The 15774-nt window shown below is 41.9% G+C and carries 16 protein-coding genes; 10 read left to right on the forward strand and 6 right to left on the reverse strand.

What is annotated here, in order from left to right; all coding sequences use genetic code 11:
• Positions 1–160: 160 nt before the first annotated feature.
• Positions 161–1912: an SUMF1/EgtB/PvdO family nonheme iron enzyme gene (locus AC0L46_RS15180; RefSeq protein ID WP_473504774.1), complete on the reverse strand. Its 1752-nt coding sequence runs from the start codon at positions 1910–1912 to the stop codon at positions 161–163.
• A gap of 88 nt (positions 1913–2000) precedes the next feature.
• Between AC0L46_RS15180 and AC0L46_RS15185 the strand changes: the two genes are divergently transcribed.
• Together AC0L46_RS15185 and AC0L46_RS15190 are read left to right on the forward strand one after the other, a co-directional pair.
• A complete protein-coding gene (locus AC0L46_RS15185) occupies positions 2001–2612 on the forward strand; it encodes a MiaE family protein (RefSeq protein WP_473504776.1) in 612 nt (203 codons plus the stop codon).
• A 90-nt stretch (positions 2613–2702) separates the two neighbouring features.
• Complete coding sequence (locus AC0L46_RS15190; RefSeq protein WP_414681885.1) at positions 2703–3014, forward strand: hypothetical protein; 312 nt, start codon at positions 2703–2705, stop codon at positions 3012–3014.
• A gap of 89 nt (positions 3015–3103) precedes the next feature.
• Here AC0L46_RS15190 and AC0L46_RS15195 read toward each other — a convergent pair whose 3' ends face one another.
• The 3 genes from AC0L46_RS15195 to queC all read right to left on the reverse strand — a co-directional run bounded on the left by AC0L46_RS15195 (position 3104) and on the right by queC (position 5157).
• Positions 3104–3880, reverse strand: coding sequence for a UDP-2,3-diacylglucosamine diphosphatase (locus AC0L46_RS15195; protein ID WP_473504779.1), 777 nt, complete (start codon positions 3878–3880; stop codon positions 3104–3106).
• The gene (locus tag AC0L46_RS15200; RefSeq protein ID WP_317003697.1) at positions 3880–4374 is read right to left on the reverse strand and encodes a peptidylprolyl isomerase; all 495 of its coding nucleotides are present in this window, start codon (positions 4372–4374) and stop codon (positions 3880–3882) included. Before AC0L46_RS15200 ends, AC0L46_RS15195 begins: the two co-directional genes overlap by 1 nt.
• 123 nt (positions 4375–4497) lie before the next feature.
• Positions 4498–5157, reverse strand: coding sequence for a 7-cyano-7-deazaguanine synthase QueC (gene queC / locus AC0L46_RS15205; RefSeq protein WP_473504781.1), 660 nt, complete (start codon positions 5155–5157; stop codon positions 4498–4500).
• A gap of 229 nt (positions 5158–5386) precedes the next feature.
• Between queC and AC0L46_RS15210 the strand changes: the two genes are divergently transcribed.
• The 5 genes from AC0L46_RS15210 to cysS all read left to right on the forward strand — a co-directional run bounded on the left by AC0L46_RS15210 (position 5387) and on the right by cysS (position 10645).
• The gene (locus AC0L46_RS15210; RefSeq protein ID WP_473504783.1) at positions 5387–6373 is read left to right on the forward strand and encodes a GNAT family N-acetyltransferase; all 987 of its coding nucleotides are present in this window, start codon (positions 5387–5389) and stop codon (positions 6371–6373) included.
• A complete protein-coding gene (locus tag AC0L46_RS15215) occupies positions 6370–7122 on the forward strand; it encodes an AzlC family ABC transporter permease (RefSeq protein ID WP_473504785.1) in 753 nt (250 codons plus the stop codon). The genes AC0L46_RS15210 and AC0L46_RS15215 overlap by 4 nt, the downstream gene beginning before the upstream one ends.
• Positions 7119–7442, forward strand: a complete 324-nt coding sequence (locus AC0L46_RS15220) for an AzlD domain-containing protein (RefSeq protein ID WP_473504787.1) — start codon at positions 7119–7121, stop codon at positions 7440–7442. The genes AC0L46_RS15215 and AC0L46_RS15220 overlap by 4 nt, the downstream gene beginning before the upstream one ends.
• Before the next feature lie 142 nt (positions 7443–7584).
• Entirely contained in the window at positions 7585–9258 is a 1674-nt protein-coding gene (locus AC0L46_RS15225) for a glutamine--tRNA ligase/YqeY domain fusion protein (protein WP_473504789.1), read from the forward strand.
• Positions 9259–9262: 4 nt separating this feature from the next.
• Positions 9263–10645 (forward strand): cysteine--tRNA ligase, encoded by a 1383-nt coding sequence (cysS, locus tag AC0L46_RS15230; RefSeq protein ID WP_473504791.1) that lies wholly within the window; start codon positions 9263–9265, stop codon positions 10643–10645.
• A 71-nt stretch (positions 10646–10716) separates the two neighbouring features.
• Here cysS and AC0L46_RS15235 read toward each other — a convergent pair whose 3' ends face one another.
• Positions 10717–11151 (reverse strand): universal stress protein, encoded by a 435-nt coding sequence (locus AC0L46_RS15235; RefSeq protein WP_414681876.1) that lies wholly within the window; start codon positions 11149–11151, stop codon positions 10717–10719.
• A gap of 64 nt (positions 11152–11215) precedes the next feature.
• Here AC0L46_RS15235 and AC0L46_RS15240 point away from each other — a divergent pair, with 64 nt between their 5' ends.
• Entirely contained in the window at positions 11216–11707 is a 492-nt protein-coding gene (locus AC0L46_RS15240; protein WP_473504793.1) for a hypothetical protein, read from the forward strand.
• A gap of 19 nt (positions 11708–11726) precedes the next feature.
• On the opposite strand, the gene AC0L46_RS15245 is transcribed toward AC0L46_RS15240, so the two are convergent.
• Positions 11727–12491, reverse strand: a complete 765-nt coding sequence (locus tag AC0L46_RS15245) for a DNA topoisomerase I (protein WP_414681874.1) — start codon at positions 12489–12491, stop codon at positions 11727–11729.
• A 189-nt stretch (positions 12492–12680) separates the two neighbouring features.
• Here AC0L46_RS15245 and topA point away from each other — a divergent pair, with 189 nt between their 5' ends.
• Both topA and AC0L46_RS15255 read left to right on the forward strand, forming a co-directional pair.
• Complete coding sequence (topA, locus tag AC0L46_RS15250; protein ID WP_473504796.1) at positions 12681–15308, forward strand: type I DNA topoisomerase; 2628 nt, start codon at positions 12681–12683, stop codon at positions 15306–15308.
• A complete protein-coding gene (locus AC0L46_RS15255; protein ID WP_473504798.1) occupies positions 15305–15772 on the forward strand; it encodes a DUF6586 family protein in 468 nt (155 codons plus the stop codon). Before topA ends, AC0L46_RS15255 begins: the two co-directional genes overlap by 4 nt.
• Positions 15773–15774: the final 2 nt, after the last annotated feature.

Raw genomic sequence — 15774 nt, forward strand, 5'->3', positions numbered from 1 at the left:
CTACTAATGATAGCTGATGTTTAGAAGTCATGATTTTATTCATAAAAAAGCAAACCATATAAAGACTTCATAATTCTATGATTTGCCTATTTTATAGAAAAAAAGAACGAAAGACTTATTAAGCGCCATAACAATTTCGAATAGGTGACATTTAGTGGAATTATTCCGATTTAGCAATATTGTCATTTTTCTGAATGATGCGGACGATTCTAAAACCCCAATTACTGGCTTTTAGATCTGGCTCAGCGCGGTATCTTGTTGCACTTCTTCCCACTCTAGGAATGTCGAACCAAGAGCCACCTTTAATAACACGTGTGTCACATTGATTAGCTAGCCAGACTTGGTTTTTGGTTGGAGCGCCTTCGTAGCTGTCGTGATAACAGTCTTCAACCCATTCAGCCACATTGCCGTGCATGTCGAACAAACCTAATGGGTTGCTGGCTTGGCTGCCTACTGGGCCTGTTGAAATACCATCCCATTGGCTACCGCAGCTATCACAAACACTGTATCCGGCTCTTACGGTATTGCCGTACCAAAAGGCGGTGTTGGAATCGGCTCTTGCTGAATATTCCCATTCAATCTCGGTAGGCAAGCGATATTCAGCATTGGTTTGGTTGGAGAGCCAAGCAGTATAAGCTTTTGCGTCATACCAGCTGACGTTGATAACAGGGCGTTGGCCACGCCCCCAACCATTGTCTGGCGGTAAATCTCGACCAGTTTCTTTGGCAAACTTATCGTATTGGTCGAAAGTGACTTCATATTTACTGATATAAAAGCCATTAGGAATTTCCACTTCATGAACGGGCTTTTCATTGTCGTCGCCCATTCGGTTCTGATCGCCCATTAAAAAGGTTGAAGGTGGGATTTTCTCGATTTTAGGGGCTGTGCCACCTGAGATGAGTGGCTCTTCTAAAATTTGAGGAAGTGCTTCAAAAATAGGTTCTTCTGTTTCTTCTACTTTGATTACTACAGGTGCTTCTTCTACGACTTCTTCAGAGTTTGGCCACAAAACCGCCGCTGCGATGGCGCTTGAGATAAGAACTGTGCTGGCAATAATGATTTTAGACTGGTTTCTGCGAACATAGCCTTTTACTGCTTTTTTCGCAGGTGAGTAGCTGCCGCTTTGTGGTTTGTATAAGTCAGCACGAATAATTCGAATGACTTCAATTAAGGATTTGGGTCTGTGCTGTACACCTTCACGGCTCCAATCTAATAGTCGATTCCAAACAGCGTCGCTTAATAATGGATGCGAGTCTGGTAAGCTGGTGGAGAAATCTTTATCCAATATAGATTCACCTAGCAATGTCGCCATAAGCAGCTTCATAAAAGCAAAACGATCGGACGCAATGGTGCGATGCTGTTTGGTCTTTAAATATTCTGGTGGGAAAAGGCGAGGGTCCATTTCATCCTCACCAATTCGATCCATCCAGTTATGAGCACCAAAGCCAGTCATTAACCCTAAGCCATTAACAACGTGTATCGAGCTTAAATCTAAGTGCCCGTGAAAAAGGTTGTTTTGATGAATTTGGTCTAAGGCCTTGGCAATGTTGTCAAATAAGCTAATGACCACATTTAATGGCGCGCCGTCAGGGTATTTTCCTAAGAAACTGTATAGATTTTCGCCGCCACAAACGGCAGAACATGAAAATACCCAAAGATTAGAATAGAAAGGCGGATAGTTTGGTGTAACGGCTGAATGCTTAACCGTCGCATACTTTCGAGCGTTCTGTAGGAAAGTATCGACTTTGCCTTTATTTGGCTGAAAAAAACGTAACACAAAAGGACGACCGCCTTGATCCGCGACCCAAGTGCTTTTTTTCTCGTCCATTGGGTAGTTTAAAATGTAGGGATCGAGTTCGACACCGACCTGTTGGCCAATTTTTAGTTTGGTATGGTCATAAAAATCATTCATTACGAATTTAATATCCAAATCAAGACGTTGCTGCCTAAGAGTTCATTAGGGAGTATAATCACGTTTTTTAACATAAAAAGGTAGAGTAATGTTATCAGCGTATCCAGAGCTTGTTGAGTTTCTTCCGTGTGAATCACCGAAAACATGGGTGAATTGGGCTCTTGAGAATCAAACCTTGTTATTAATTGACCATGCTCACTGCGAGAAAAAAGCAGCGAGCACTGCAATGAGTCTAATGTATCGTTACGTTGATAGGGATAATTTGTTGCATAAAATGTCTCGTTTGGCTCGTGAAGAGCTTCTGCATTTTGAACAAGTTCACAAAATCATGCGTAAACGTGATGTAGCTTATGAGCATTTAACGGCTTCGCGTTATGCAGATGGCCTGCGTAAACACATCCGAACTCACGAACCAGCGCGCCTTGTAGATACCATGATTATAGGTGCTTTTGTGGAAGCACGTTCTTGTGAGCGCTTTGCCGCTCTTGCACCGCATTTGGATGCAGAATTGTCTAAATTCTATATTTCTTTGTTGAAATCGGAAGCAAGACACTTCGAAGATTACCTAACGCTCGCTCAAGAATACGCGAATGAACCAATTGATGATCGTGTGGCTTTTTTCAGAGAACTAGAAGAAAAGCTAATTACAGAACCAGATACCGAGTTCCGTATGCACAGTGGGCCACCAAAAGCCGCTTAATCTGCAAAATGTTGAGAAGGGTAAATTTTTCTGTGAATTTTTAGCATGCTGCTAAACTCATAATATGTAACAGTCATTCTGGAGGATATTATGGGAACACAGAAAAGCGAAACACTGCCGGATGTAACCTATTGGCTTCTTTTAGAAATAATGAAGGTTAATCCGGTAGTCGATATCAATGCAATGTACAAAGGTTCGTTAGAACTGGACTTTTTGTATCAGGTGTTGACTGCCAAAGCCAACCTCCACTGGCGCAAAACCTATGGTGTTCAGCTGCCACCAATGATTATGAACAGTGCGTTTTTTCGTGCGATGACCATGGTTCACAATCGCAACATTGAATTTGAACGATCTAGAAACTCTACTGAAACTGAGTGGGTTAAAGATCTGTTAAAGCGCTAAGTTTTTTAGTACAGAAATCTCATATAAAAATGCCAGCAAAAGCTGGCACTTTATTTTGGACTACTCATCCGTTTTACACTTTGAAGGCTTTAATAAAGCGCTTCTTCATGACTCATCTGAAGTGATTTCAAACCATCTTTGTTGAAGTCTTCTGCGGTCGCTTTAGATTGAGAGTAGTGACTCCCTTCGATGCTTGCCAAATAAACGTTTTTATCCCAATCACCTAACACACAGCGTAGTGTATTTTCAGTGTGGAGTGTACTTGGGCGATGCGTATGACCGTGAATCAGGTTTTTACAATGATGGGCATCAAGTGAGCTTTGGACGGCGACTTCAGTGACATCCATAATCGACATAGATTTTTCAGATGCCATGGATTGGCTATCGTTACGCAGCTGAGCTGCAAGGGCAATTCGCTGCTCCAGCGGTAAAGCCAGTATTTGAGTTTGCCAAGCGCTTGAGCGTACTGTTTGTCTGAACTTCTGATATTCCACATCTTCTAGGCAATATTCATCGCCATGAGTAAGAAGTACAGAGCCTTTTTCCAGCGGTAATAACGTTTGCTCTTGTATAAGCGTGGCACCTACACGAGTTAACCATGCATCCCCAATCAAGAAATCTCTATTGCCATGTAAGAAATACAGATTGATACCGGATTGAGAAAGGTTAAGTAGGGCATTTTCTATGCTGGTGTTCCAATCTGCTTGAAAGTCATCACCGATCCAGGCTTCGTAAAAATCGCCAAGAATATAGAGCTCAGCTTTTTCGTTTCGAGTGGTGAGTTCTTCCATCATTAGAACAAACGCCCGGATAAGATCCGGGCGTTTGTCACTAAGATGAAGATCTGAAATAAAATAACGAATCATTATTTTACAAGTTCAGCACTTTCGATAATCACATCTTCCACTGGAACGTCTTGGTGTCCAGCTTTCATTGTTGTTTTCACTTCTTTGATTTTATTAACAACGTCCATTCCCGCTGTTACTTTACCAAAAACAGCGTAGCCCCAACCTTGAGATGTTTTTGCTGTGTGGTTTAGGAAAGCGTTGTCAGCAACGTTGATGAAGAATTGTGCAGAAGCAGAATGTGGGTCCATTGTGCGAGCCATCGCCAATGTGCCGATTTCATTTTTTAGACCGTTGTCCGCTTCGTTTTCAATGCTTGTGCGTGTTTCTTTTTGCGTCATTCCTGCTTCAAAACCACCACCTTGAATCATGAAGTTGTTAATGACACGGTGGAAGATTACGCCATCATAAAAACCAGCAGTAACGTATTCTTCAAAGTTTTTCGCAGTTTTTGGTGCTTTTTCGTAATCCAGCTCTACGTGAATGTCGCCGTGGTTAGTATGTAAAATGATCATTGCATATTCCTTGTTCTAAAAATGGCTAAAAGTATTAATGGTTATCTAATTAATGTTGCGTATTTTATGTGTTTGTAAGCAAAGACGCCACAGTGGATGAGATAAAGCCTAATCTAAAGGCGCTTATGCTTCATAATCCAATGGATCGGCGGTGTTCTGTTCAGCGAAAGCTTCTAGACGTTCATAACATGCGCCGCATTTGCCACAGGATTTTTCACGCCCGTTATAGCAGGTCCATGTTTTGCCATAGTCTAGTTGCATGTCTAACCCTGCTTTTAGGATTTCCCCTTTAGAAGCGTGTAAGAAAGGTGTGACAATTTCGACCGATTGGTAATTGGCAATTTTCGAGACGGCATTCATTGCTTCAACAAATTCAGGGCGGCAATCAGGGTAAATGTGATGGTCGCCAGAATGGGCGCCATAATACACTTTACCTGCTTCCAAAGAGACGGCGTAAGCAATCGCCATCGACAATAAAACCATGTTGCGATTGGGCACAACCGTTGACTTCATGTTCTCGTCTTCGTAGTGACCTTCTGGAATTTCTGCGTCACCTGTTAAGGAAGAATTTGACATCAAACTATTGATGGCAGTGATATCGACCACTTTATGGGAGATATTTAACTCTTTGCACACTAATGCGGCGACTTCTAATTCTTTGCTGTGCTTTTGACCATAGTTAAAGGATAAAGCGTAAACGTCTAATCCACTTTGGATTGCAGTATTCAAAACAGTAAAAGAATCCATTCCACCTGAATACACCACTACGGCTTTTTCTGACATGTTTATTTCCCCATGATGGCGTTTATTTGATGCGCGCCTAAATAGAGTAGCGCTGGTGGTGCGGAAGTATAACAGACCTTATGTTTTATCAAATCAATCAATGGCGCTTTGAATAATAAGTGTGTTTTGAAATGAAGGGAAGAGCATTGTAATGAGATCAAATGTAAGATAAATTAAATATATGTAACCAGTTACGTATATTTAATTTATCTGTTTTGGAATTGAAATAATGCAGCAATTTGGCGTGCTGACGCTTGGGAGCCGACTTAAGCGTTTAAGTGATTATTTGTTTGCGGAAGTGCAAGAAATTTATCTGCAATGTGACGTGCCGATTTCATCTACCTATTTTCCTATTCTTAAGCTCTTGCATGGCACAGGTGGCTTGTCTGTGATGGAGATTGCGGAGAGTTTGCACCTAAGTCATCCGGCTGTTAGCAAGCAAACGGTGAAAATGCTGAAGGAAAATTTGCTTGAGAAAACGACAGACTCGGATGACCAAAGGCGTTCGCTGTTGAGCCTTTCTGAAAAAGGCTTGGATGCCATGAATAAGGTTGAGCCAGTCTTGGAAGAAATGAAGGTGGTGATTGAGCAATTCACGGACTTTAGCAGTGATAACTTTATGGCGGGCTTAGCCGAATTAGAAGAAAGAATTTTGAGCAAGGGTTTGGCAAATAAAGTAATCGACAGACTGTCGCCGTTCAATATTGTTGAGCTTAGTCGTCATCATGAAAAAAGCTTTTATGACCTCAATATGGCTTGGCTGGAGCGATATTTTCCTAGCCAGATTTCAGAGCATGATCTGGCGCTTTTAGAGAGTCCTTTAAAATACGCCTCTCAATATGGTGGAAGAGTGTGGGTCGCAACACGAGAAATGAATGAGCAAGATGTGGTACTCGGCACGATTGTCTTGGTTTCCCATGATGATGGGCAAACAGGAGAAATTTTGAAGTTGTCCGTTGCAGAGCACTGCCAAGGTAAAGGTATTGCTCAGGCTTTATTGTCTCATGTGATCGATTTTGCACAATCTGTTGGAATGGTGAAGTTAACACTTGAAACGGCTTCTTGCTTAACAGCAGCTAAGTGTCTTTATGATAAAAATGGCTTTGTTGAAATGTCTCCGCCGAAACCTTCTTTGTATGAAAGAGCGGATGTTTACATGGAAAAAATATTAGAGAAAAAGTCGAGAGACTTTGCGGAAAGGAACGAGAATATATGAATACACGACAACACATGCAACGAGGCGCAATGGTTTCTATGCCAATGATTCTCGGTGGTGTTCCTTTTGGTCTTTTGTTTGGCTCATTGGCTTCAAGTTATGGTTTGAGTCCATGGTTTGCGGTTGCTATGTCAGCTATTGTTTTTGCTGGCTCTGCTCAGTTTGTTGCGTTGGGATTGATTGCGATTCATGCGCCGATTTGGGTCATTGTTTCGACTACTTTTATTGTGAATCTTAGACATCTTTTGTATGCCGCTGACATGGTTAAATACGTAAAGCATTTACCTATGTCCCTGCGCTTTATTATGGGCTTTGGTTTGGTTGATGAAACGTATGCCGCAGTGCGGCCTATGTATCAGATTGGCTCGGTCGATGAAAAAACAGGGCATAAAGTGTATTTAGGTTCTTTTGTCGCGTTTTATCTGATGTGGAATACAACAACCATTTTAGGTGTTTTGTCTGGGGAGCTGATTCCGGGTATGAGCGAATGGGGATTGGAGTTTGCGATGGTGGCGACCTTTATTGGCATCATTACCCCGTATTTAAAACACAGTCCTTTTTGGTTTTGTATGTTAACGGCTGGCGTTTCTTCCATTGTGTTGTTTGAGTTACCTAATAACCTTGGTTTGCTGGTGTCTGCTGTGATTGGTGTTGTTGCCGGATATCTAGCAGATATAGCCATTGCTTCAGATCAATCGGCTCGCCCTCGTTCGACGACAGATCAAACTGCGCAAGGAGATAAACAGTGAGCTTGCTAGAGTCAGTTCTTATTATCTTGGGAATGTTTGTTGTGACCTTTGGTGTGCGATTTGTTTTGTTCGCACGAGCGCACAAGGTGGTTATGCCTGTTTTCGTGGAAAGGGCTTTGAAGTTTGTTCCTGTTGCTGTGTTGACTGCCATTATTACTCCGATGGTTTTTATGACGGGGAGTCAGGTGAATATATCTCTCAATAACCCTTGGCTGGTTGGTGCTTTTGCTGCATTCGCTGTTGGCATTTGGCGACAACATCAATTATTGACCATTTTTGTTGGCGTGGCGGTATTTTTTATCGCGAAATATACGCTTTAGTTTTTCGGCCTAATAATAAAAATTAAGAAAAGAGGTAAAAGATTTAGCGTCTCAATATCCTATGGAAACCTAAATCATATATACTTGTCGGTCAAAGTAATCATTATCGTCAGACGAACATTTATCGGGACTTACATCTAACATGTCAGAAACGTCAAAACCAGGTAACTTCATTACCCAAATCATTGATAAAGATAACGAAGCCGGCAAGCACGGAGGAAAAGTACTTACTCGTTTTCCACCTGAGCCAAACGGCTATTTACATATTGGTCACGCTAAATCCATTTGCCTAAACTTTGGTTTGGCGCAACGTTACAATGGTCAATGTAATCTTCGTTTTGACGACACAAACCCTGAAAAGGAAAGTGTTGAATACATTGAATCTATCAAGCGTGATGTTGAATGGCTTGGCTTTGAATGGAAAGAAGAGCCAAAATTCGCTTCTGACTATTTTGATCAATTATTTGATTTTGCTGTACAGCTTATTCAAGCAGGAAAAGCCTACACTTGCGAACTGAATGCAGAGCAAATGCGTGAATACCGTGGCACCTTGAAAGAGCCAGGGAAAAACAGTCCATACCGCGATCGTAGCGTGGAAGAAAATATGGCTGTATTCATGGATATGAAGGCTGGCAAATACAAAGATGGTGAAGTGGTATTGCGTGCCAAAATTGATATGGCAAGCCCTAACATTAACCTCCGTGATCCTATTATTTATCGTGTGCGCCATGTTCATCACCACCAAACTGGTGATAAATGGTGTGTGTACCCAATGTATGACTTCACCCACGGTTTATCTGATGCTTTAGAGCAAGTGACGCATTCTATTTGTACATTGGAATTCCAAGATCACCGTCCTCTTTATGATTGGATTTTGGAAACGTTGGGAACATTCCACCCTCAACAAATCGAATTTGCTCGTTTGAACCTAAATTACACGGTAACAAGTAAACGTAAGTTGAAGCAGCTGGTGGATGAAAATCATGTAAATGGTTGGAATGACCCTCGTATGCCGACTATTTCTGGTTTACGTCGTCGTGGTTACACGGCTAAATCTATCCGTAACTTCTGTGACCGTATTGGCGTGACCAAGTCTGACAGTGTGGTTGATGTTGGTATGCTAGAGCATGCAATTCGTGAAGATTTAGATGCCAATGCGAACCGTGCCATGGTTGTGTTAAATCCAATCAAAGTAACGCTGACAAACTACCCAGAAGATAAAGAAGAAATCTTCACGGTAAATAATCATCCGAAAAACGAAGAAGCGGGCGCGCGTGAAGTGCCATTCAGCAAAAATCTCTACATAGATGCAGCGGATTTCGCTGAAGTTCCTCCACGTAAGTGGAAGCGTTTAACGCTTGAGGGCGCAGTTCGTCTTCGTGGTGGATATGTAATTACCTGTGATGAGGCCATTAAAAACGAAGCGGGTGAAGTGGTTGAGCTACTTTGTCGCTACGATGAAAATACATTGGGTGTGAATCCAGAAGGCTATAAGCCAAAAGGTGTAATTCATTGGGTAAGTGCGAAGCGCGCTGTTGATACAAAAGTGAATCTTTACGATCGCTTGTTTGTTAACGAAGCACCAGATGCTAATTACGAAGATAAGAGTTTCTTAGATTTTATTAACCCTGAGTCTTTAACAGTGATTGCCGCTGCAAAAGCAGAGCCATCATTGCTTGAATCAGAAAAGGGTCAAGGCTTCCAGTTTGAGCGAGAAGGGTACTTCTGTCGTGATTTAGAAGAAGACGGCATGGTATTTAATCGTACGGTAACGTTACGAGATTCTTGGGCAAAAATAGAAGCAAAAGGAAAATAGGCGAATGTTGAAAGTTTACAATACCCTGAGCGGGAAGAAGGAAGAGTTCAAACCCATTGTAGAAGGCAAAGTGAGTATGTATGTATGTGGTAACACAGTATACGACTTCTGCCATATTGGTCATGCACGGGCGATGATTTCTTTCGATATTATTTCTCGCTTCATTCGTCACCTAGGTTATGAGTTGAACTATGTACGTAACATCACGGATGTTGATGATAAAATCATCAAACGTGCAGAAGAAAACAAGGAAACGACTCAATCTTTGACTGAGCGAATGATCGCAGCACAACGAGAAGATGAACTTCGTTTGGGTAATAAAATGCCTGATCGCGAGCCAAAAGCCACAGAATTTATGCAAGAGATCATTGATATGATTCAAACTCTTGTAGAAAAAGGCTTTGCTTATCAGGGTGCGTCTGGTGATGTTTATTATCGTGCAAGCGCGTTTAAAGAATACGGAAAGCTTAATAATCGTAAGCTTGAAGATATGTTGGCAGGCGCACGAATTGATGTAGAAGAAGCGAAAGAGCATCCGGCTGATTTTGTATTGTGGAAACAAACAAAAGAAGGTGAAGTGTTTTGGTCTTCGCCATGGGGAGATGGTCGCCCAGGTTGGCATATTGAATGTTCCGCTATGTCGACAAATTGCCTAGGCAGTCATTTTGATATTCATGGCGGTGGTCCTGATCTTAAGTTTCCTCATCATGAAAATGAAATTGCACAATCTGAAGCTTGCACAGGCGAAAAGTACGTAAATTACTGGATGCATTGTGGTGCTGTTCGTGTGAACAATGAAAAGATGTCTAAGTCCTTAGGTAACTTTTTCACGGTTCGAGATGTCTTGGCGAAGTTTAACCCTGAGGTGGTTCGTTACCTTATGGTGTCTAGCCAGTATCGCAGTGCGATTGATTATTCTGATCAGAGTTTGTTGGAAGCGAAAGTGGCGCTAGAGCGTCTTTATAATGCTTTGCGTGATCAAGAGATTGCCGATACTTATACTCCTAGTGACTTCACAATTCGCTTTGAAGAAGCTATGAGAGATGACTTTAATACGCCTGTCGCGGTTTCTGTCTTGTTTGAATTGGTTCGAGAATTGAACAAGATGAAAACCGAAGATGCTGGGAAGGCGGCTTCTCTTGCTGCTGAATTACGCTTTTTGGCTGAATTGCTTGGTTTGTTGTACCAGGATCCTGAATACTTTTTGCAAAACAGCACAGTGTCAGAAGGCTTGAGTGAAGCAGACATTCAGTCATTAATTGATCAGAGAGCTCAAGCGCGCAAAGACAAAAACTTTGCCCGCAGTGACGAGATTCGTGATGAGCTAGCAAATCAAGGAATTGAGTTGCTAGACAGTCGTGAAGGCACAACCTGGACGCGTAGCTAGGTAATAAAAAAGGTGATGTAAGTGCATCACCTTTTTTATTTTGGATAGCTGTTTTGTCTATGTTTAGATGGTTAGTCTTTGCTGACTTTAACGGCTAAGACATCACATGGCGCGCCATGAAGAACGCCATTTGCAGTTGATCCCAGTAATAAAGCTAAACCGTGGCGGCAGTGGCTTCCAACAATAATGAGATCCACTTGTTTTTCTTCGGCGATGCGGTGAATTTCACTCTCTATACCACCTTGAGTAATGCAGCTTTCTTTAAATGGAATAGGTAGTTGAGCTTCCAGAATGGAAATTCGTTCTTTAGCTGTTTCTTGAAGTTGAGATTGGATGTCTGTTATATCAATAGGTACATCGCCACCATAAGCATAGTTAAGTGACTCAATAACGTGAAGCATGATGAGTTCTGCGCCGGTTGCTTGGCACAATGCAACCGCCTTGTTGGCGACTTTGATACTTTCATCTGTTAGATCGACAGCGAGTAGAATTCTGTTATACATCATAGAAAACCTCCAAATTTACAAGATACTATTAATTTTAGTTTAAAACCTGAGAAAAACATTATTTATGACTGCTTTTATCGTTATCTTCATTACCTTGTCTTTAATGGGTTCGGCGCTGTGGGTTCTGCCTTCTAAAAAAGAGCGACATCGTATGGATTTACGTATGCAGGCTCGAAAACTTGGTCTTGTTGTTCAGCTTACATCAATTGAATTGCCAGACAAGTGGGATAAATCAAAGGAAAGGTATAAAGTTGTTGCTTATTCGTTTTATCGTGTAAAGGCGTTAACTTCTTTGCCTGAGGTTATTTGGCTGCTGCCTTATGAGGTCTGGAAGTATCAGGCTGTTGGTGATAGTTGGTGGTCGAGTGACAGCATACCTCTCTCAGATTCGTCGATTAAGACGTTAGAAAAATATGGCGCAATATTAAAGGCAATTGAAATTACGCCAGAGTCTGTTTCACTTTATTGGAATGAGGCAGCAGATGAGCAGGAATTAGAAGAGCTCGCTAAGATGATTTTCTCATTGACTGAAATTTCCTCTGTTCTAAATAAATAAGCTTTTAACGTTATGCTTTTTAAAGCTCTTGTGTGCTTGTTTTGTTGTGATCAATGTTTTGGATCAAATCGCCAAGTGCTTCTTCTGGGTTGTCGCTGTTTTTAATAGCCTCAATCTGTGGAGAAAGAATGGCCTTCATGCGATCTGTGACAAAAGTGTTTAATATTTTCTTCTCTGGTCGTTCCACTGTGTCTGATTTGATATGTGAAAGAATAACGCCATAAAGAGTTTGTGCTACGCGCATATCGCCATCATCAAAGTTTTTGTTGGCTTGAACGAGCTGACGATTTAATTGAAGCCATAGGTTTAACCATCTTAGATAATCGTAGCAAGCTTGATAATGAGCGTTGCTGATTCTACCTTTCCTGCGTAGATAAAGTAGTAACTTAGCAAGTTTGGTTAAACGCTCTTTATAATTACTCTTTTCTTGAAAATTTAGTATTTCTGGTTCAGGGTTAAACTCAATGGCATCACTGTTTTGTCCTTCTTCTGCTTTGGCAATGCGGATTTCTGTTTTTTCTGGGTCGTCAGAATACTGTAGAAGCTCGCGGAGTGTGTCTAGATAAAAGTCATAAAGAACATCCGTTGCTATGGTATCTGTGTTAATGTCCTTGATGCCTCGGATGTGTTGTTCAATGCGATCGGCTCTATTTGATAGATGTAATTGCTTTACTCGGCGTGCCGTTATCTCTTTTTCTTTCTGATGTGCGCGTGATCCAATGATCACAGATAAGATGACTATGATGATTAAAAAGGCAATTGTTAAAATTTGAAGCGTAGCCATGATTGTCCTTAAGCAATGAATTCAGTATGTTAAATAAGAAATACTAAGTTCAGCAAGATATAATATGAGAAACAATACAGGGATCGCTTGTCATATAAAAGGTGTTTGCTTAATATCAGCGCCCCAAGAGATTAAACTTCGTGCAATGTGGATTTGCAGACCTAATTTATAAAAGGCTTACACAGTTCAATGGGAAAATCACTGGTTATCGTGGAATCGCCAGCTAAGGCGAAAACCATAAACAAATATCTGGGCAATGACTTTATTGTTAAATCGAGTGTAGGACACATTCGAGATTTGCCAACAGGTACTACTTCCTCATCAACGCCTCAGGAGCGTGCGAAGCAGGCTGCGTTGACGCGTAAAATGAGCCCAGAGGAAAAGATTGCATACAAAAGTGCTAAATCTAGAAAGCAGTTGATTGCCAGAATGGGGGTTGATCCAGAAAATAATTGGAAAGCCCATTATGAAGTTCTTCCTGGCAAGGAAAAGGTTGTCGATGAATTAAAGCGCTTAGCCAAAAATGCTGACACCATCTATCTCGCGACCGATTTGGATAGAGAGGGTGAGGCGATTGCTTGGCATTTGCGTGAAGCCATTGGTGGTGATGATAGTCGCTATAAGCGAGTGGTCTTCAACGAAATTACCAAAAAAGCCATTACAGCGGCTTTTGATACGCCTTCCGAATTGGATTTGAACCGTGTTAACGCACAACAAGCACGTCGATTCTTGGATCGCGTTGTTGGTTTCATGGTGTCGCCTCTGTTATGGGCGAAAGTGGCTCGTGGCTTGTCTGCTGGTCGAGTTCAATCTGTTGCAGTTCGTTTGATCGTTGAGCGAGAAAAAGAAATTCGAGCTTTTATTCCTGATGAATTTTGGGAATTGGATGCGATGTTGGCAACACCTTCGAAAGAAGTGATCAAATTTGAAGCGACCAAATATCAGAATAAAGAATATCGCCCAGTTAATCAGGCTCAATCTGATGAGCATGTTAGTCGCTTAGAGAAAGCCAAATACCTAGTTAGTAGCCGAGAAGATAAACCGACGACGAGTAAGCCGTCTGCACCATTTATCACCTCAACACTTCAGCAGGCTGCCAGCACGCGTTTAGGTTACGGCGTTAAGAAGACCATGATGTTGGCCCAAAGGCTTTATGAAGCGGGTTACATCACTTATATGCGTACAGACTCGACAAACTTGAGTGCCGACGCGGTTGAAGCATTAAGAGGTTATATCTCAGCTCATTTTGGCGAAGCTTATTTGCCAGCAGAGCCTATTCGTTACAGCAGCAAAGAAGGGGCGCAAGAAGCCCATGAAGCGATTCGACCTTCTGATGTGAATGTACGAGTAGATGATTTGCTCGGTATGGAGAAAGACTCTCATCGTTTATATGACTTAATTCGCAGTCAATTTATGGCGTGTCAGATGACACCTGCAGAGTACACTTCGACCACAATTACAGTCACCAGTGGCGAATACGAGTTTAAAGCCAAAGGCCGAATTTTACGCTTTGATGGTTACACTCGTGCGATGCAAACCGTTGTTAAAAAAGGTGAAGATAATATCCTGCCTGATGTAGGCAAAGGTGAATATCTTGATCTAAAAGAGCTTTTGCCAGAACAGCACTTCACTAAGCCAATTGCGCGTTTCAGCGAAGCCAGTTTGGTAAAAGAGCTTGAAAAACGTGGTATTGGCCGACCTTCTACATACGCATCTATTATTTCGACAATCCAAGATCGTGGATATGTTCGTGTAGAAAACCGTCGTTTTTACGCTGAAAAAATGGGTGATATTGTTACTGAACGTCTAGTGGACAGCTTTAGTTCATTGATGAATTTCAGTTTTACTGCGCAAATGGAAGAGCAGCTCGACGATATTGCAGAAGGTCATAAAGACTGGATTAAAACCCTTAACGCATTTTATAAGGACTTTAGTGGTGTGTTGGCAAAAGCAGAGTCGCCTGAAGGCGGTATGATGCTGAACGAGCCAACGCCGACGGATGTTGAATGTCCTACTTGTTCTCGTCCTATGCAAATCCGTACAGCTAGCACAGGCGTATTTATGTCTTGTTCTGGTTACGCTTTACCACCAAAAGAGCGCTGTAAGGCAACGATCAATTTAGTTCGTGGTGATGAAGCGGTTGCCGTTGACGACGAAGAAGGTGAATCTAAAGCACTTATTAATAAGCATCGTTGTAAGATTTGTGGCTCTGCAATGGACAGCTATTTGATGGATGAAAAACGCAAGCTTCATGTTTGTGGTAACAATCCATCTTGTTCTGGTTATGAAGTAGAGAAAGGCACATTCAAAATTAAAGGTTACGACGGCCCTGTTATTGAGTGTGATAAGTGTTCCGCTGATATGCAGCTTAAGACAGGTCGATTTGGTAAGTACTTTGGTTGTACCAATGAAGACTGCAAAAACACTCGGAAGCTCTTGAAGAGTGGTGAAGCTGCGCCGCCGAAAATGGATCCTGTGCCAATGCCAGATTTGGCATGTGTCAAAGTGGAAGACCATTACATATTGCGTGATGGCGCGACAGGTTTATTCCTTGCGGCAAGTCAGTTCCCTCGAAAACGAGAAACGCGTGCGCCATTGGTGAAAGAGTTGCTGCCGTACATGGATCAAATCGATCCTAAATACCACTTCTTTGCGAAAGCGCCTGTCGCTGACTCAGAAGGTCGACCAACCATTATTCGTTATAGCCGTAAAACCAAAGAGCAATATGTTATGACGGAAGAAGAGGGTAAACCGACTGGCTGGAAAGCCTTTTATGTTGGCTCTAAATGGGTCATCGAGGAAGGCAAAAAGAAATGAGTGGTGTTAGCTTAGCAAGTTTAACCAATCAGAAAATTGATACAGCAAAACGTTTTATTCAGCAAAGCCAAGATATGGATGAGAAGTGGTTGAGTGTTGGGTTAGAAAGCTCAGCTATTTTTCAGTTGAAAAGTGCGTTGAATGGCTTGTTGAAGGAGATTTCAACTGCCTACTCGCTGTCAGGCTCTTTGGATGTTTCTGTGCTTATGAAAGAGGCAGAATCAAAACACATGGTAGTGCCGGCATTGAGTGAATTGGCAGATTTATATTCTCGCAAAGATTCTTGGTGTGCCCAATTAGAGCAAGCTTACCTTGCTCAGTTGGAGTGTCGTGCTGCTGTGTCTGTAATGGGCGGCGATAATCTTATTGGTCGCGGTAACGATGCGGGCGCTTCAGTGGGTTTCTATTTGGCGAATTTAGCTGAGTTGGTTTTGCGTTTTAGAGAAGAGTCATCAGAGTATTGAAT

Source organism: Marinomonas sp. 15G6-16 (genome assembly GCF_055809555.1).